The 18,224-nt window shown below is 69.6% G+C and carries 9 protein-coding genes; 5 read left to right on the forward strand and 4 right to left on the reverse strand.

The features are described from left to right. The 4 genes from VGV60_04210 to VGV60_04225 all read right to left on the reverse strand — a co-directional run. Positions 1 to 932, reverse strand: a 932-nt coding sequence (locus tag VGV60_04210) for an ABC transporter ATP-binding protein (protein ID HEV8700459.1), incomplete at its 3' end; no start/stop codon positions are given. Continuing rightward, entirely contained in the window at positions 929 to 1,963 is a 1,035-nt protein-coding gene (locus tag VGV60_04215; GenBank protein ID HEV8700460.1) for an ABC transporter ATP-binding protein, read from the reverse strand. The genes VGV60_04215 and VGV60_04210, both read right to left, overlap by 4 nt. A gap of 44 nt (positions 1,964 to 2,007) precedes the next feature. Continuing rightward, a complete protein-coding gene (locus tag VGV60_04220; protein ID HEV8700461.1) occupies positions 2,008 to 3,693 on the reverse strand; it encodes a methylmalonyl-CoA mutase family protein in 1,686 nt (561 codons plus the stop codon). A gap of 123 nt (positions 3,694 to 3,816) precedes the next feature. Then, a complete protein-coding gene (locus VGV60_04225) occupies positions 3,817 to 12,600 on the reverse strand; it encodes a S8 family serine peptidase (GenBank protein HEV8700462.1) in 8,784 nt (2,927 codons plus the stop codon). A 293-nt stretch (positions 12,601 to 12,893) separates the two neighbouring features. On the opposite strand from VGV60_04225, the gene mtnA reads away from it, so the two are divergent. From mtnA to VGV60_04250, 5 genes are all read left to right on the forward strand, one after another. After that, the gene (mtnA, locus tag VGV60_04230; GenBank protein ID HEV8700463.1) at positions 12,894 to 13,988 is read left to right on the forward strand and encodes an S-methyl-5-thioribose-1-phosphate isomerase; all 1,095 of its coding nucleotides are present in this window, start codon (positions 12,894 to 12,896) and stop codon (positions 13,986 to 13,988) included. Positions 13,989 to 14,020: 32 nt separating this feature from the next. Further along, positions 14,021 to 15,055, forward strand: coding sequence for a tRNA (adenosine(37)-N6)-threonylcarbamoyltransferase complex transferase subunit TsaD (gene tsaD, locus VGV60_04235; GenBank protein HEV8700464.1), 1,035 nt, complete (start codon positions 14,021 to 14,023; stop codon positions 15,053 to 15,055). A gap of 2 nt (positions 15,056 to 15,057) precedes the next feature. Further along, positions 15,058 to 16,854 (forward strand): translation elongation factor 4, encoded by a 1,797-nt coding sequence (gene lepA / locus VGV60_04240; GenBank protein HEV8700465.1) that lies wholly within the window; start codon positions 15,058 to 15,060, stop codon positions 16,852 to 16,854. 49 nt (positions 16,855 to 16,903) lie between these two features. Further along, a complete protein-coding gene (gene lepB, locus VGV60_04245; protein HEV8700466.1) occupies positions 16,904 to 17,611 on the forward strand; it encodes a signal peptidase I in 708 nt (235 codons plus the stop codon). A gap of 106 nt (positions 17,612 to 17,717) precedes the next feature. Then, positions 17,718 to 18,083, forward strand: coding sequence for a hypothetical protein (locus VGV60_04250; GenBank protein HEV8700467.1), 366 nt, complete (start codon positions 17,718 to 17,720; stop codon positions 18,081 to 18,083). Positions 18,084 to 18,224: the final 141 nt, after the last annotated feature.

Consider the following 18,224-nt stretch of genomic DNA (forward strand, 5'->3'; position numbering starts at 1 on the left):
TCAATCGCGCTGGGACAGCGCGGATGAAACCGGCAGCCGGGCGGCGGCTGCGCCGGAGACGGCGGGTCGCCGCGCAGCACCTGCCGCTCCCTCGCCCTGGCCGGGTCGGGGATCGGAATCGCCTGCAGGAGGGCCCTAGTATACGGATGAAGGGGGTTCTTGAATATCTCCTCCCGCGATCCGGATTCGACGATGCGGCCCAGGTACATGACCGCCACGCGGTCGGCGATGCGCTCCACCACCGCCAGGTCGTGCGCGATGAACAGGTAGGCGATGCCGTATTCCTCCTGAAGCTCCATGAGGAGATTGATCACCTGCGCCTGCACCGAGACGTCGAGCGCCGACACCGGCTCGTCCGCCACGATGAGTCGCGGCTGCAGGGCCAGGGCCCGGGCCACGCCGATCCTCTGCCTCTGGCCCCCCGAGAACTCGTGCGGGTAGCGGTCGCGCATCGCGGGGTCGAGCCCGACGCGGCGCAGGAGGGCCGCCACCCGATCGTCGCGCTCGGCGCGGCCCGCCCCGATGCGGTGGATGTCGAGCGGCTCGCGCACGATCGTCCCGGCCCGCATGCGCGGGTTGAGCGAACCGTACGGGTCCTGGAAGATCACCTGGATCTGCCGCCGCATCCGGCGCATGGCGCGCGGCGGCAGGGCCAGGAGATCGGCGCCGTCGAAGCGGACCGAGCCCCTGGTCGGGTCGATCAGCCTCAGGATGCAGCGTCCGGTGGTCGTCTTGCCGCTCCCCGACTCCCCGACCAGGGCCAGGGTCTCTCCGGGCGCTATCGACAGCGACACCCCGTCCACCGCCCGCACCCAGCCCGACACAGAGGCGAACAGTCCGCGCCGGATCGGGAAGTGCTTCACGAGGTCCCGCACCTCGAGGAGCGGGCCCGGCCGGGCCGGCGCGGCGCCGGTGCCGCCACCCGACGTCATCGCGGCCGCCCCTGCGTGTCGTGGTGCTTGAAGCAGGCGACGGCCCCCGCGCTTCCCGGCGAGGTGGCCACCCCCGCCGCTGCGCCGATCGGGAGGAAGCGCGGAGCGTGCTCGCGGCATTCCGGCATGACGTCCGGGCAGCGCGGGTGGAAGGCGCAGCCGGAAGGCAGGTGGAGCAGGTCGGGCACGCTCCCCTCGATCGACGGGAGGCGCTGCTTGCGGCCGCCGGGCAGGGACGCGCCGGCCTCGCCGAGGCGGGGCACCGATCGCAGCAGGCCGGCCGTGTACGGGTGCCGGGGCGAGGCGAACAGGTCGGCCGCCCGCGCCTCCTCGACGAGGCGGCCGGCGTACATGACCGCGACCCGGTCGGCGGTCTCGGCGATGACCCCGAGGTTGTGCGTGATCAGGATGAGCGACAGGCGAAAATCCCGCTTGAGGCTGCGCAGCAGGTCCAGGATCTCCGCCTGGATGGTGACGTCGATCGCGGTCGTCGGCTCGTCGGCGACCAGGATCGACGGGCGGCAGGCCAGCGCCATGGCGATCAGCACGCGCTGGCGCGTCCCACCCGACATCTGGTGCGGGTACTCGCGGGCGCGGCGCTCGGCATCGGGGATGCGGACCACCTGCATCAGCCGCACCGCCTCCCGGAGCGCCTCCTTCTTCTTCATCATGCCGTGGACGATGAGCCCCTCGGCGATCTGGTAGCCGACGGTGAACACCGGGTTGAGGGCGGTGGACGGCTCCTGGAAGATGAGGGCGATCTCGCGGCCGCGGTAGGCGCGCATCTTCTTCTCGGGGAGCGCCGTCAGGTCGGTCCCCTTGTAGACGATGCGCCCGGAAACGATACGGCCCGGAGGCGGGACGAGGCGCAGGAGAGACAGCGCCGTGACGCTCTTGCCGCACCCCGACTCGCCGACCAGGCCGAGCGTCTCCCCTTCGTCGACATGGAAGGAGACCCGATCGACGGCGCGCACTTCTCCGGGCCCGGATCCAAAATGGGTCGACAGGTCGGTGACCTCGAGGATGCTCAACAGGCTTTCCCCCCGCGGCGCGGGCGCCCCCGGACCGCCGCTTTTCAGACGACGGCCGGCCGATAGGTGCCGAAGACGGCGCGCAGCCGGTCGGCGATTTCGCCCACGGTGGCCCGCGCCTCGACCGCGGCCAGGATGCGCGGCAGGAGGTTGTCCCCGTCCCGGGCCGCACGCTCGACGCCCTGGAGGGCCGCCTGCGCGGACGCGCCGTCGCGGCCCTCCTTGAACGCCTTGAGGCGCGCGCGCTGGTCCTCCTCGAGGCGCGGGTCGATCCTCTGGAGCGGCATCCCGGAGGCGCCTTCCGGGGCGGCCTCGTCCCTGAACCGGTTGACCCCGACGATGACCCGGCGTCCGGCGTCCACGTCCTTCTGGTGGCGGAACGCCGCTTCCTGGATCTCCTTCTGCTGGTAGCCGGCCTCGATCGCCTTCACGGTGCCTCCCAGGCGATCGATCGCCTCGAGATACGCCCGCACGCGCGTCTCGATCTCTTTGGTCAGGGCCTCGACCGCGTACGAGCCGCCGAGCGGGTCCACGGTGTCGGCCACGCCGCTCTCCGCGGCCAGGATCTGCTGCGTGCGCAGCGCCACGGTCGCCGACTGCTCCGTCGGCAGCCCGAGCGCCTCGTCCATGGCGTTGGTGTGCAGGCTCTGAGCCCCTCCCAGGACGGCCGCCAGCGCCTGCACCGCGACGCGCGCCACGTTGTTGAGCGGCTCCTGCGCCGTCAGCGTGGAGCCGCCGGTCTGGGCGTGGAAGCGCATCTGCATGGCGCGCGCTCCGGATGCCTTGAAGCGCTCCTTCATGATCCGGGCCCAGACGCGGCGCGCCGCGCGGAACTTGGCGACCTCCTCCAGGAAATCATTGTGGGCGTTGAAGAAGAACGACATCTGCCCGGCGATCTCTTCAACCGGAAGCGAGGCGGCGCGCGCCGCCTCGAGGTACGCGATGCCGTTGGCGAAGGTGAAGGCCACCTCCTGCACCGCCGTCGAACCCGCCTCGCGGATATGGTAGCCGCTGACGCTGATGGCGTTCCAGCGCGGCAGGGTCTCGCGGCACCAGGCGAACAGGTCGGTGGCGATGCGCAGCGAGGCGGCCGGCGGATAGATGTAGGTCCCGCGCGCGATGTACTCCTTCAAGACGTCGTTCTGCACCGTGCCGGACAGGCTCGCGGGCGGGACCCCGCGCGCGCGGGCCACGGCGACGTATAGGGCGAGCAGGATGGCCGCCGTCGCGTTGATCGTCATCGAGGTCGAGACCCGGTCGAGCGGCAGATCGTGCAGGAGGGCCTGCATGTCGTCGATCGAATCGATCGCCACCCCGACGCGACCGACCTCCCCCTGCGCCAGCGCGTGATCGCTGTCGAACCCCATCTGGGTCGGGAGATCGAAGGCCACCGAGAGGCCCGTCTGCCCGAGCCCCAGAAGGTAGCGCAGCCGGCGATTGGTCTCGCGTGCGTCGCCGAAGCCGGCGTACTGGCGCATGGTCCAGAAGCGGCTGCGGTACATGGTCGGCTGCGCGCCGCGGGTGAACGGGAAGGCGCCCGGGAACCCCAGGTCCTCGGCGTACGGAATCCCCTGGACGTCCAGCGGAGTGTACAGCCTCTCCAGAGGGATCCCGCTCGACGTCTCGAACCGCGGCGAGCGCTCCGGGAGGCGCGACAGGGACTCGCGCAGCGGGCCCTCGGCCCACTCTTCCAGGAGTTTCCCGAGGGTGCGGTCCTTGCGGTGGCTCACGGAAAGAAGCTATCACACAAAAGGCGGGACCCGGGCGGGTCCCGCCTTCGTCCCTCCACCCCGCGCGCGACGCCCCCCCAATGACGCCGCTGCCGCCGGGCAGCCGGAAATTCGCCTACGCGCCTACGGACACACCGTCGGCGCGACGATGATCGTGCCGCTGCTCTTCTTCCCCAGGGCGTCGAGCCCCCCGGACGCCACCGCGCTGTGGCCGACCAGGTAGTAGAAGCCCTGCCCCGAGACCGGGGCGGCGCCGTCCAGGACCGAGACCGTCGTCCCGATCGCCTGCTGCGGCACGTCCGGCCGCAGGCAGGAGAGCGTGGCGTACGTCGGGTCGCCGGGCGTCGCGATCGAAACCGTGCCCCGGTAGACATCGTATCCGTTGACCGACGTCGGCTGCGGCCGGGCCGGCCAGGCCATGGAGGAGGCCCCCCCGCTCCCCTGCGTCAGGGTCATGAAGATGTCCTCCCCGTCGCCCGTGTAGACGCGCGCCATGGCGGTCGCGCCGGTCGTGCCGGTGCACGTGAAGTCGGCGCTGCAGCGCACCAGGAGCTGGTAGCTGGCGTCCACCAGGGGGGCGTCGATGTAGGAGTTGTTGGTGGTCCAGTCCTGCACCACCTTGCCGTCCCTGACGAAGCGGTACTGCGCCACGCCGCCGACGCAGCCCCCCGGCAGGGAGGACGCCGAGGCGTCGAGGGTCAGCCGCTCTCCCCGCTCGAAGACCGTGTCGCTGTTGGCGTCCCGGATGGTCAGCGCCCCGGTCGTGCCGTGATCGCCGACGCCGGGATTGCAGATCGCCGGGCAGGCCCCGGACGAAGGCGGCCTGGTGTCCGGCGACGCCGTGAGCTGGGTCGTGAGGGCGCCCGTGAGGACGATGTTGTCCACCCACCAGCCGTCGTCGTCTATCAGGTTGTCCCACGAGCCCCCCTCCTGCTCGTACGACTGTCCCGTGGCGTTGAATTCCCACGACTCGGCGATCCAGCGGATCCTCACCCGCTGACCCAGGTACGGCGACAGGTCGAACCTGGTCTGGACCCAGTTGCCGGTCCCCTGGCTGCCGGCCTGTCCGGGGCCGGGGCATTCCTTCGTCGTCGTCTGGTCCCACTGCCAGCCGCAGTTCGACCAGACCCCCAAAGGCCAGCACATCGTCTCGTGGAAGCCGCGCGGGGCCGGCGGCGCCGTGCCCCCGTCGGCGGGCGTGAACTGGCAGTAGGTCGGAGAGGTCTGGAACTCGCTCCAGACCTGCGGGATGTGGTCGTAGACGTTCTCGAACGGCACCAGCTTGTCCCAGTAGCCGAACGCATCGGTGCCCGGGAGGGGGTCCTGGTCGATCTGGATCTGCACATCGCCGTAGTCGAAGGCGTGGAAGGGCTTCGCATTGAAGCCATCGTCGTTGCTCATCATGCTGGCGATGTGGAAGAAGGACAGGATCAGGTCGCCGGGATCGGGGAAGAGGGCCAGGTTGATCGGGTTGGTCATGAAGGCGGCCATCTGCCGGAACTTGGTGGTGTCGCCGTCGGCCCGGTTCGTGGTGCTGAAGTGGTAGCCCCAGTGCAGCGAATTCTTCCCGTTGTACGCCAGCCGCCCGTCCGTCGGTGTCTGGTGGCCTGCGCTGTTGGGGCAGCTGTCCTCCACGGGGCTCGCCGGACAGTGGATGTGCCAGTCCATCTCGTTGTCCGGATCGATGATGCAGCCGGGATCGGCGGGGGGCACGATGAATCCGCCGCAGGCGACGGCGGCCAGGCCGCCGATCCCCCCCAGGGTGGTGCGCACGGTCACGCCGATCGTGTCGTTGTGGATGTTGGGCGTGCCGTTCGGCAGGTCATTCACCGAGACGACGCCGTCGCCGTCCCGATCCGTGTCGAAGGTCTCGACGATCTGGCCGTCGTCGCTGGTGCCGGGGGACCCGTCGGGGCCCAGGACCTTGGTCTGCACCGATCCGGGGGGGACGTTGAGATCGGCCAGGACCCGCACCGGCACCTGGCTCACCGTCCCCAGCGATTCCGCCGAGGTCAGGGTGAGGGTCAGGTCCAGGGCCGCCGGGTTCGAGCCGGAGAGGCTCTGCATCGTCGTCTTGGTGACCAGCTCGAAGTAGTCCCCGGTGTCGTCGCCGTCGCCGGCGATCTTGTTCGGGCCGGAGGTTCCGAGGACCAGGGTCTCCCCCGCGCGGAACAGGGGCCGGAAGATGCTCGGCCGGGTGATGCAGGCGATGTCCGTGTCGCTGCTGTTCACGACCAGGTTGACGTTGGTGAGGTCGAACGTCCCGGCGTTCTGCACGGTGAGGTAGATGCGCGCCTTCTCCCCGCTGTCCGGGAAGATGTCGCGATCGCCGTCCACGTCCCCCGCGCTCACGCTCTTGACGATGAGCCGGGCCAGAGGCAGGGCGCGGCAGGCGACCTCCACGCCGTAGCTCACGATGTCGTCCGGGGTCCCGCTGTTGTCGTCGTCCCACGATCCGACCGGGTCGCAGGCGTCCCCCAGGCCGTCCGAGTCGGAGTCCTGCTGGCGGAAGGTGTTGAGGATGACCGCGGCGTTGTAGACGGTGGGGCAGTCGTCCACCGCGTCGGGGACCTTGTCCACGTCCGTGTCGTCGTTCCTGGTGGAGCAGCCGCCGGTGTTGACGACCCCCGACCGGACGCAGACCTCCGGGCTGATTTCGATGCAGGTGTTGCCGGGTCCGTGGCAGTCACTGGTGGCGGCGCAGATCGTCCCCGGCGTATCGCTGCAGTGGCCGGTGGTCGGGCAAGGGTTCGCGGGACAGACGATGGTGTTCGACCGGTTGCACGACCCGGTGGCGAGGTCGGTCTTCGCGGCCCCCTGGCAGTCGCCGTCGCAGGCATCGCCGAGGCCGTCGTTGCCATCGCTGTTGGTCTGCGTCGGGTTGTAGGTGCGGACGCAGTTGTCGTTCTTGTCCTGGATCCCGTCGAGGTCCCGATCGCCCGTCTGGGCGCACGCCTCGCCCTGCGGGTTCTGCCCGCTGACCGGCACCTGGAGCGGGTTGTAGACGTCGGGGCAGTTGTCGAGCTGGTTCGACACGCCGTCGAAGTCGACGTCGTCGAGGTCGCAGACATCGCCGACCCCGTCGGCGTCGAGGTCGCTCTGGTTCGCGTTCGGGAGCCCCGGGCAGTTGTCGCAGAAGTTGCCGAGGCCGTCGTTGTCGGCGTCGGCATTCCCCGGATCGTAGATCTGGGGGCACTTGTCGTTCCCGAGCGGCGGCGCCATGAGGTTGTCGCCGTCCAGGTTGTCGAAGGTGCGCTCTCCGACCTGGCCGTCGGCGTCCCCGTCGCACAGCGGATCGATGTAATAGACGTTGAGCGTCTGATCCAGGTACGGCGTGACGAACAGGGTCCCGGGATTGTTGAACTGCCCGGTCACGGTGATCGTGCCCCGGAAGATCCCGGGGGCCACCGCCGGCAGGGGGAAGCTCTTGATCGGCATGTTGACGCGGTTCACGCCCGTGGTGATCGGCTTCGAGTCGCTCTCCGTCGCGGCCAGCACGGTCACCGAGGGCGCCCCCGCCACCTTCGGATCGTTGACCGTCACCTCGATCGCCTCGTCGCACTGGTAGAGCGAGGTGCGGTCCACGACCAGCGTGGCGCACTGCTGCCCCGCCGCCTGCCCGGGCGCGCCGAAGCGCTGGCACGCGGGCGTGTGGGGCGGGACGAACTGGCTCTCGTCCACCGGGTGGACCTCGTCCCACTCCAGCACCGGGTCGTCGATCGCCAGGCCGTAATCGGCCACGCCGGCCGCGCTCTCGATCACGAAGAACCCGATCTCGAACTGCCAGCGCGTGCCGGTCGGCCCCGAGCTGAAGAAGCCGCCCGGCTCGAACGCGCCCGGGCCGGTCTCCGGGAAGACCTGGCCATCCAGGTAGTTGATCAGCGAGAAATCGTAGTTGCGGGTCGGGCCGGCCGGCCGCCGGTCGACGGGGTGGCCGTCCGCGGCGAGCGGCAGGGGATCGATCGGGCGCGGGTACGGCATGAAATCGGGGGCCGCCTCCGGAATCGGGCTCCGGCTGTTCGGGTTGGTGTTCTGGGTGAAGCCCGAGAACCCCTTCTCGTTTCCTTCGATCAGGCCGCTGCCGACGATCGATCCGTTCTGGTCGAACAGGGCGCCGAAGGTCCGCTGAGAGACGATGTCGTCGTTGGCCGGGTCGATGCCGTAGTTGTAGGTGTCGAAATGCCAGGTGTTGTAGTAGACGCCGCCGAAGCGCGGGTAGAACACGGTCTGGCAGAGCAGGCAGTTGCGGTCGTCGCTCTCGAGATTGGTGTCCAGGTTGACGAAGCCGCCGGCGAACTCGTCGAAGGTCTGCAGATTGAAGTTGATCGCCAGGCGCTGGAACTCGACGGTGTACGGGAAGCCCCGCGAGTCGGGCAGCTGGCGCACCTGGGCGATGATCGGCGAGATCAGGACGTCCATGATCCGCTCGGCCTGGATCGGCGTGTTGGGCTCCTGGGGCATGGCGTAGTTGTCGCACCCGAGCGCGGTGTCCGCCGGGGTCGTGGTGTCGCCGTCTCCGGTGTGCCAGACTCCGGCGCCGAGGTTCTGGAACAACGCGGCCGGGTTGTTGTCGTCGTTCGCCGACTGGAAGCCGCAGATTCCGGAGCGCTGGTGCTCCCAGATGGTCCCGCCCTGGACGTTTCCCGGGATGCTGACCGGGTGGCGAACCGGGAAGAAGCCGCCGTCGTTACGGTCGAAGGTGAACGGGACCTTGTCGCGCGAGTCCGGCCCGCCCGGACCGAACAGGATGCCGGGATCCAGCGTGCCGTTCGGGATGACGTCGAACTCGTTGGGGTCCTGCACGCCGTCGCCGTCCAGGTCCTCGCCCAGGACGTTGCGCACCAGCCCCCCGTCGGAGAAGAACAGCGACGAGAAGGTGATGTCCTCGTCCGGGATCTGGATGGTCATGAACGGATCGATGACATCGGCCTTGTCGACCTGGAGGTTGCGGTTCAGGTCGCGCACCTCGCGCCCGCCGGTCGGAAAGTCGGTCGAGTAGTGGAACGCCTCGCGGTCGGCGTTCAGCGCGTGCGTGAACGCGAAGGTCTGCCTCCCGATCACCTTCGATCGATTGCTCGAGTCGAGGCCGAGGGTCAGGGTGACCGCGCGGCTGGCGACCGGCAGGCCGTTCAGGATCGCGCCGTCGATCTTGAGCGAGAACCCGATCGCGGTGCTCGCTCCTCCCGGCAGCCGGCCGATCCCCTTGGGGGAATCGAGAACCGTCACCGCCGCGGCCCCCGGCCCCGACGGCGTCAGGGTCGCGACCACTGACGTGTAATCGTCGCCGCGGTTGGTGTTCACGATCGCGATGGTGTAGGACACGATCTCGCCCGCGTCGGGGAACTGGTCGCGATCGCAGCCTCCGGCGACCAGCACCGGGCCGTCGTTCTGGTTGGTCACGTGCAGGACGCCGGCGAACAGCTCCGGATCGCAGCGCACCGTGCCGCGCGCCTGGCCGCTCACGGGCGCGTCGGTGTAGTCGGCGACGATGAAGCGCCCGGTGTCGGCCTCCAGCAGGCCGTTGTTCGACACCGCGTTCGGCGAGGCCTGGCGCACGGGCACCTTCACCGACTTGAAGCCCTTGCTTCCCGCCGGGCTCTCGGTGAAGGCGAAGCCGCGCTCGGTGTCGAGCACGTTCCCCGCGGCATCCTGCACCGTCAGCGTGATGGCCGAGCCGATGCTGGCCGTCGTGGCGTCCGCGTCGAACACCTGCACCTCGACGTCGTCGGCGCAGCCGTAGACCCCCTTGTCCAGATCGACGGTGCTCGCCGGGAACGTGTGCGTCGTGCCGCCCCAGGTCTGCGAGCCGGACCCGAGGACCGGGCCGGCGATCACCAGCGCGTACGGCTGCCCGCCGGCGTCCAGAAGGCCGTCGCCGTCCGTGTCCTCCGTGCCGTCCAGGCGGAAGTTGCCGTTGGCGTCCTCGTTCGCGCCGATGATGGCGCTGATCTGCCCCGGCACCGCGCCGCCCGCGCCGCGCTTCACGCGCACGCGCCACGTGCCGACCGGAAGCTGCGAGTCGGCCGGCTGTCCCAGGTTGTCGACGCGCACGGCCGACAGGTGGATCGCCTCCACGGGGTTGCGCGTGTCGCCGAGATTGGGGTCGACGGCGCCCCGCCCCTGCGACCACTGGCCGACGCGCGGTCCTCCCCCGGTCTGGTAGACGTTGCCGTCGTAGAGGATGTTGTCGTTGGCGCTCGACGCCCCGCACGCGATGCCGCCCGGGGCGACGTCCCCCTGGAACAGGCAGTTGTCCCGGCCCGGGGACTCCAGCTCGAGATCGAGGTCGTTCACCAGCGTGCCGTTCCCCTCGGCCGCGTCGGGGGGATCGGTCCAGGCCAGGGCCACCCGCAGGCTCCCGATCGACACGACCCGGCCGCCGCCGGTCAGGATCGTCGTGTTGGGCGAGTTGACCAGGAAGGTGCGGGCGACGTCGGCGTTCGTGGTGTTGTTGATCGGCGGCGCGCCGGTGCCGATGTCGTCGAAGATCAGCAGGCCCGCCGCCGGGTATTCGAGCGTGTTGGGGAGCCCGATCGCCTTGGACGGCGGCCAGTTGGGAATCGGCAGGACGGAGGAGAGCTGGATCCGGCCGTATCCCTGCTCGTTGTTCCCCAGGACGCCGACCGGCGTCCCCGACACCGACCCCATGTTGAGCGCTCTCGATTGTGCGATCAGCCGATCGGCGACGATGGGGAGGTCGCTGACCCCGATGTTCTCCATGAAGTTCGCGCTCGCCACCAGGGCCGCCTTGACCAGGGCCCCCGAGAGGCCCGGCATCCGGTTGCCCGTGGTGCGGCTGCCGGTGGGGTAGAAGCCCTGGGCGAAATAGTCGCGCACCAGGGCCCCCGCGCCGGTGGCGTAGGCCGAGGCGTAGGACGTCCCGAGGTTCCCCTCGTCGATCTGGGCCTCCACGGTACCGGTGTTGTTGTTGTCGCGGCTCCTCAGGACGGCGACCCCCGAGGTGCCCGGGGCGCCGAACAGCCCGCTGAAATCATCCCCCGCCGACAGCAGGATCGGGGCGGTGCGCAGGGAGAGAGGGGTCGCCGGTCCGCGCGACGACCAGGGGGAGGAGGTTTCCTCCTCGTTCAGGGCCCCCGCGTAGGTCTGCATGTCGTAGCGGTGGCTGCCGACGGAGACGATGTCCTTGGCGGTCGCGGGAGGCGGGATCTCCAGGCCGGCGGGCGCGTTGGGATCGTTGTCCGCGGTGGTCCCGTCGAACAGGTCGGGATAGAGACGCTTGGACACCTGCGACGGGGCCGATCCCTGGTTGCCGACCGGCACGAACACCATGTAGTCCCGGTTGTTGACCAGGAACTGATCGATCTGGTGCGAATCGATCGTGTAGGTGCCGTTCTGGGGATTGGCGAGGACGTTGTCGAAGTTCGGCACGCCGAACGGCAGCACGTGCAGGTGGACGTTGCTGCTGCCGTTGCGCGCCTGCATGAGCACGGTGGTGTCCATGTTCCCGGGGATGACGTTGCCCCCCAGCTCGATGAGCTCGTTGTACAGGCAGCGCGACGGGTCGGCGGCGTCCTGCATGATGATGCGCGCGCCCTTCGCGATGCCGTCCAGATTGATGCCGGTGATCGTCGGCCGTCCGAGGAGGATCGACTTGCTGACGAACACCCCGAGCGCGGAGGGATTGCCGGCGATCGCCCCCGCCACCACGTTGCCGTGCGTGCCGCTCCCGAAGAGGGCGCCGTCGCAGGTGTCGCCGTTGTCGAGAATCGACTGGATCGCCTGGACCTTGCGATGGCGCGACCCGATGGGCGCCTGGATGCCGATCGCCTGCGTGGCGGTCTGCGAGAACTGCGCCGAGTCGAAGCTCAACCCGTTGTCGGTCACCGCCACGACCTGCGGCGGCACCAGGTCGGTGCCGTCGTTGATCCGCTTGCCATCGCCGTTGGTGTCGATGCCGCCGCCGTCGACGCCGATGTCGTGGTATGGCCGGGCTCCGAGGGTGTCCTCGACGCTCCCGGTCATGACCAGGCTGGCCCCCTCGGAGTTCGACAGAACATACTCCGGGATCTCCTGCACCGCGCCGACCGCGTCGATCGCCGCGATGGCCGGCACCCGCGCGGCCTCCGCATCGGCCCGCAGCACCGTGCCGTCCCCCGAGTAGTCGCTCACCGCGCGCGCGCCCGCCACGGTCTCCACGGCGCGCCGCATCTCGGCGATCTCCTCCGGCCGGGATCCGGGCCAGGCGGCCACGATCAGCTCGAGCCTCGAGCTGAGCGCCCGGCTCTTCTGGATGAACGGCGTGCGGCCGAGCGTGCGGTCGATCTTGAGCCCCGGGTGGTACGGCATCATGGCTTCGACGATCGGCAGGCCGGCCAGGCGCTCGAGGGCAGCGGCGTCGTGTGCGCGGACCAGGAAGGCCCGCTCGGGGAGGACGCCGACGATCCGGCCCGACTGGCCGAGGCGCCGCTCGACCTCTTCCAGGCCCAGATCGCTGATCGCGGCGGCGGACACCTGGATCAGGTTGGCGCCCGGCGCGATTCCGCCGCGGCCGGCGCGTCCGTGCGTGGCCTTGCGCAGGAGCCCCGCGGGCAGGGCATCGAGCCCGTGCGGCTGCTTCAGGTCGACGAAGCCGAGGGAGGTCAGGACCAGGCCGCGGCGATCGCGCGGCTCGGGGATCGACTTGAAGGCCTCGCCGAAGGGGGACAGGCCGGGCCCGCGCTCCGTGGCGCGCGGCAGGTGCGTCTGCTGCCAGAATTCATAGGAGCTGTCGGGACCGAACCGTTCCTCGAATGTGAGCCCCTTCTGCCTTCCGATCGACCTCTTGTTTCCCGCGCCCGGGTCTCTTCCGGCCAGACTCACCCCCAGCCCGAACATGAAAAGAGCCGCCAGGACGACGGCGGCAGAAGCCACAAACGGCAGGGATCCAGGATTCCCCGACTTGCGCATCAGCCCCTCCAGAAAACACGACCCCTTGCGTCCCGGACCGGGAGCAAAGGGACTCAGCTCGGGCCTTACAGATCTGTCACCCAGCACGTCACCTGTTTGGGTTCCAGATACGGCCAACCCTCAGTCTTGTCAACGGGTTTCTGGGCAATCGGACGGCGCGGCGCGGGCGTTCCGCCGGATCGGCATGCGCCGACCCGCTTGTTGCGAGCCGGACTCCATTGTCCGGACTGAATAATGGGACCCGCCCCCTGCAATTGCGCCCCTGGTGCCGTTTCCAGTAACATGGCGCCGCAATGTTCAGGACGATCGAGTGGACGGACGAGGGCGTGGTGATGCTCGATCAGCGTCGCCTCCCGGAGCAGGAAACGTATCTCACCCTGCGCTCGCCGGAGGAGGTGGCGGACGCGATCCGCGACATGGCGATCCGCGGCGCGCCGGCGATCGGCGTGGCCGCGGCCATGGGGATCGCGCTCGGGTTCCGGCGCGAGGCCGCAGGCCCGGGAGACGAGCGCCGCGGCCGCTTCGAGTCGCTGGCCCGCCTCATGGCGGCGACCCGCCCGACGGCGGTGAACCTGTCGTGGGCGATCGAGCGGATGCGCCTCTGCTTCGAGGCGCACAAGAGCGACCCGTTTCCCCGTCTCCAGGCCGCCCTGAAGGACGAGGCCGTGGCCATTCAAACGCAGGACGTCGAGGCGAACAAGGCCATGGGGCGGCACGGCTCGGCCCTGCTGCCCGTGTCCTGCCGCGTCCTGACGCACTGCAACGCGGGGGCGCTGGCCACGGCCGGATACGGCACCGCGCTCGGCGTGGTGCGGGCGGCCGCCGAGGAGGGGAAGCGGGTGGCGGTCTACGCCTGCGAGACGCGCCCTTTCCTGCAGGGGGCCCGCCTGACCGCATGGGAGCTGCAGCGCGACGGCATTCCCGTCACCGTCCTGACCGACGGCATGGCGGGGCACCTGTTCCAGAAGCGGGAGATCGACCTCTGCGTCGTCGGCGCGGATCGCATCGCCAGGAACGGCGACACGGCGAACAAGATCGGCACCTACCAGGTCGCCGTCCTGGCGCAGGCGCACGGCGTGCCGTTCTACGTCGCCGCGCCGATTTCGACGCTCGACCCGTCCGCCTCGACGGGGGCCGACATCCCGATCGAAGAGCGCGGCCCGCTCGAGGTCACGAGCATCGGCGGCCGGCGCATCGTGCCGGAGGGGGTGCCGGTCATCCACCCCGCCTTCGACGTCACGCCGCACCGCCTGATTGCCGCGATCATCACCGAGCGCGGCGTGGCGCGGCCGCCGTACACCAGGAGCCTCGCCGCCCTGCGCGGCACCCCTTCCGCCTCCCGCCGGCCCCGCAAGCCGGTGCGCGAGGCCCGCCCGGCGCGCGGCTGACGCCCCGGCGGGCGCGCGGGGCCACGGACACGATGACGATCGCCGAGAATCCAGTCATCCTGGGGATTGAATCGTCCTGCGACGAGACGGCGGCGGCCGTCCTGCGTGGACGGACCATCCTGTCGAACGTCATCGCCTCGCAGACCGACATCCACCGCGCGTACGGCGGGGTCGTCCCGGAGCTGGCGTCGCGCCATCACCTCGAGCGCATCGACGCCGTCGTCGACCTGGCCCTCAAGAGGGCCGGCGTCCGGCTCGCCGATCTCGATGCCGTGGCGGTCACGTACGGACCGGGGCTGGTCGGATCGCTCCTGGTCGGCCTCCAGGCGGCCAAGGCGATCGCCTACGTCCGGGCCATCCCGCTCCTGGCCGTCAACCACCTCGAGGGACACCTGCGCTCGGTTTTCCTCGAGCACCCCGACCTGCCGTTCCCGGCGGTCAGCCTGATCGCCTCCGGGGGGCACACCTCGCTGTACCTGTCGCGGGACGAGGACCGCACCGAGCGCCTGGCGCGGACCCGCGACGACGCCTCCGGGGAGGCGTTCGACAAGGTGGCCAGGCTCGTCGGCCTGGGCTACCCCGGCGGCCCGGCGGTCGATCGCCTGGCGAAGACCGGCGACCGCAAGGCCGTTCGCTTCTCGCCGCCGAAGATGTCGGACGGCAGCCTCGATTTCTCGTTCAGCGGCTTCAAGACGGCCGTGCTGCGGCACGCCAGGGAGCGCGGGCTCGACCGCCCCTTCCCCGCGGGCGAGCCGGACCAGGAGACGCGCGACCTTCTGGCGTCGTTCCAGTCGGCCGTGGTGGAGTTCATGGTGAAGCGCGTCCTGACGGTGGCCCGCCGCGAGGCGGCGCGCTCGATCTGCCTGTCGGGGGGGGTGGCCTGCAACTCGCTTCTCCGCGCGCGGCTCGCCGAGGAGGCCGGCAAGGCAGGCCTTCGCAGCTTCGCCGTCAGCCCCGCGCTGGCGGGCGACAACGCCGTGATGATCGCCGAGGTCGGCCGCCGCAGGCTCGTCCGGGGGGAGATCGCGGACCTGTCGCAGAACGCCGATCCCGGCCTCGACTACTAGGAATGGACCCCCGGCTGATCCGCAACTTCTGCATCATCGCCCACATCGACCACGGCAAGACCACCCTGTCCGACCGCATCCTCGAGCTGACCGGCGCGTTGACGAAGCGAGAGATGACGGACCAGATCCTGGACGGCATGGACCTCGAGCGCGAGCGCGGCATCACCATCAAGGCCCACGCCGTGGCGCTCGACTACAAGGCCGGGGACGGTCAGAGCTACCGCCTGAACCTGATCGACACGCCGGGGCACGTCGACTTCGCCTACGAGGTGTCGCGATCGCTCTCGGCCTGCGAGGGGGCGGTCCTGGTCGTGGACGCCTCCCAGGGGGTCGAGGCGCAGACGCTGGCCAACTCGTACATGGCGGTGGACCACCACCTGGCGGTCCTGCCGGTCATCAACAAGATCGACCTGCCGTCGGCGGAGCCGGAGCGCGTCGTCGACCAGATCGAGAGCATCATCGGCATCTCCGCGCACGGCGCCATCCTGTGCTCCGCCAAGGAAGGAACGGGCGTGCGCGACATCCTCGAGGCGGTGGTGCGCGATGTCCCGAATCCCAAGGGGGATCCCCAGGGGCCGCCGAAGGCGCTGATCTTCGACTCGTGGTTCGACGTCTACCGCGGGGTGATCATCCTGGCGCGCGTCATCGACGGGACCCTCAGCCGCAAGATGCGCATCCGGCTGATGGCCACGGGCCGCGAGTACGACCTCGAGGAGCTGGGGCTCCTGACGCCGAAGCTGGTGCCGGTCGACTCCCTGTCGGTCGGCGAGGTCGGGTTCCTGATCGCCAACATCCGCAACTCCGCCGAGGTCAAGATCGGGGACACGGTCACCGACGCCCGCCGTCCCGCGGCGACCGCGTTCCCCGGCTTCCAGGAGATGCGCCCGATGGTCTTCGCCGGCCTGTTCCCGATCGGCGAGTCGTCCTACGACAACCTGCGCGACGCCCTCGACAAGCTGCGCCTCAACGACTCGTCCTTCACGGTCGAGCCGGAGACCAGCGAGGCGCTCGGCTTCGGGTTCCGCTGCGGCTTCCTGGGGCTCCTGCACATGGAGATCGTGCAGCAGCGCCTGGAGCGGCACTTCGAGATGGAGCTGATCACCACGGCGCCGTCGGTGCGCTACCGCATCACCACCACCGACGGCGAGGCGCTCGAGGTCAGCAACCCGGCGAAGCTGCCGCCGCCGCAGAAGATCGATCGCTGGGAGGAGCCGGTGATCACGGCGCTCATCCTGACCCCTCCCGAGCACGTCGGCGGGATCCTGGCGCTCTGCCAGGACAAACGGGGCATCCAGAAGGAGATCAAGTACGTGACCACCAGCCGCGTGCTGATCACCTACGACCTGCCGTTCAACGAGGTGGTCCTCGATTTCTACGACCGTCTCAAGACCCTGTCGCGCGGCTACGCCTCGCTCGACTACCACCACACGGGCTGGTGGGAATCGGACCTGGTGAAGCTCGACATCCTGGTGAACGGCGAGCCGGTGGACGCCCTGTCGCTCATCGTGCACCGCGACCGCGCCGCGCCGAAGGGGCGCGCCCTGGCGCAGAAGCTGCGCGAGGTCATTCCGCGTCAGCTCTTCGAGGTGGCGATCCAGGCGGCGATCGGGAGCAAGATCGTCGCCCGGGAGAACGTCGCGGCCATGCGCAAGAACGTCCTCGCCAAGTGCTACGGCGGCGACATCACCCGCAAGCGCAAGCTCCTGGAGAAACAGAAGGAGGGGAAGAAACGGATGAAGAAGGTCGGGCGGGTCGATCTCCCGCAGGAGGCCTTCCTGGCCCTTCTCAAGGTCGATTGACGGTGGAAACCGGCAGGCGATCGTCCCATAATCTGGGCGGGGGCGGGGCATGGCGATCTCGTTGAAGCCCAGGCGGTTCGTATTCGAGTACACGCAGGCGGGGCTGGTGGCCATCATCTTCGCCCTGTTCGTGCGCACCTTCCTGTTCCAGCCGTTCACCATCCCGAGCCCCTCCATGGAGGACACCCTCCTGGTCGGAGACTACGTCCTGGTGAACAAGTTCGCCCTGACCCCCCTGGCCTCCGCGATCGAGCGGGCCTTCCTGCCGATCGCCCCGGTGAGGCGCGGCGACGTGATCGTCTTCCGCTATCCCCACGACGAGCGCCAGGACTACGTCAAGCGGGCCATCGCCCTGCCGGGCGAGACCATCAAGATCGTCGACCGCGTGGTCTACATCCAGAAGCCCGGGCAGGAAGGGTACGTGCCTCTGATCGAGCCGTACGGCAGCCACAAGTACCCCGGCTCGGTTCCCTACGAGCTGGACAACTTCGGGCCGCTGGCGATCCCGGAGGGGCAGTACTTCGTCATGGGGGACAATCGCGACGACAGCCGCGACAGCCGCGAATGGGGGCTGGTGCCCCGCGATCACATCGTCGGGCGCGGCATCCTGATCTACTGGTCCTTCGAGGGCAGGCGGCCCGACGGCGCGCAGGCGGCGGGCCGGCGGCCCGATTCCGGGGTCCATCGCCTGCTCACGAGCGCCGGCGCCTTCTTCACGGACACCCGCTGGGAGCGGACCTTCCGCTTCATCCGCTGAGCCCCCGTCCGATCACAATCCTGTCATCGGGCCGCTTGACGCATCGCCGGGCGGTTCCTATATTCGCCTGGACCGCGCATTGCGGCATGGAAGGGGGGCCTGCACCGTGTTCCTGCGTGACGAAAAAGGCGAGGGCCGGCTCGGGACGCTGTTCGCCATCCTGATCCTGGCGGCGTTCGTCTACCTGGGAGTGAAGATCGTTCCGATCATGATCAACGTCTATGAATTCCGCGACTCGATCGACGAACAGGCACGCTTCGCCTCCCTGCCGCACCACGACGACCAGCTGATCAAGAAGAATATCCTGGCGAAGGCCAAAGAGCTCTCCCTGCCGGTCGGGAGCAAGGACGTCCAGGTCAGCCGCACCTCCGGGCGCATCGACATCATCGTCAAGTACTCGGTCCCGATCGAGACGCCGGTGTACACCTACAACTGGGCCCTCGACGAGTCCCTGAGCGAACCGCTCTTCTAGCATAGTGGTGCGGAGCTTGTTGCGGTCGGGGCCGGACGGGGCGTTCGTGGGGTGGCCGGAGCCGGTCACTGCGATCGCACACCTCGAGGCATAAGTCCTTCCGATCGCCCAGTTGCGCGCCTTATCCACTGGGCACGCGGT

Source organism: Candidatus Polarisedimenticolia bacterium (genome assembly GCA_036001465.1).
Taxonomy (GTDB): domain Bacteria; phylum Acidobacteriota; class Polarisedimenticolia; order Gp22-AA2; family Gp22-AA2; genus Gp22-AA3.

Coding starts and splice junctions, on each gene's coding strand:
- VGV60_04225 (HEV8700462.1), bottom strand. CDS start 12,600: ATGCGCAAGTCGGGGAATCCTGGATCCCTGCCGTTTGTGGCTTCTGCC.
- mtnA (HEV8700463.1), top strand. CDS start 12,894: ATGTTCAGGACGATCGAGTGGACGGACGAGGGCGTGGTGATGCTCGAT.
- tsaD (HEV8700464.1), top strand. CDS start 14,021: ATGACGATCGCCGAGAATCCAGTCATCCTGGGGATTGAATCGTCCTGC.
- lepA (HEV8700465.1), top strand. CDS start 15,058: ATGGACCCCCGGCTGATCCGCAACTTCTGCATCATCGCCCACATCGAC.
- lepB (HEV8700466.1), top strand. CDS start 16,904: ATGGCGATCTCGTTGAAGCCCAGGCGGTTCGTATTCGAGTACACGCAG.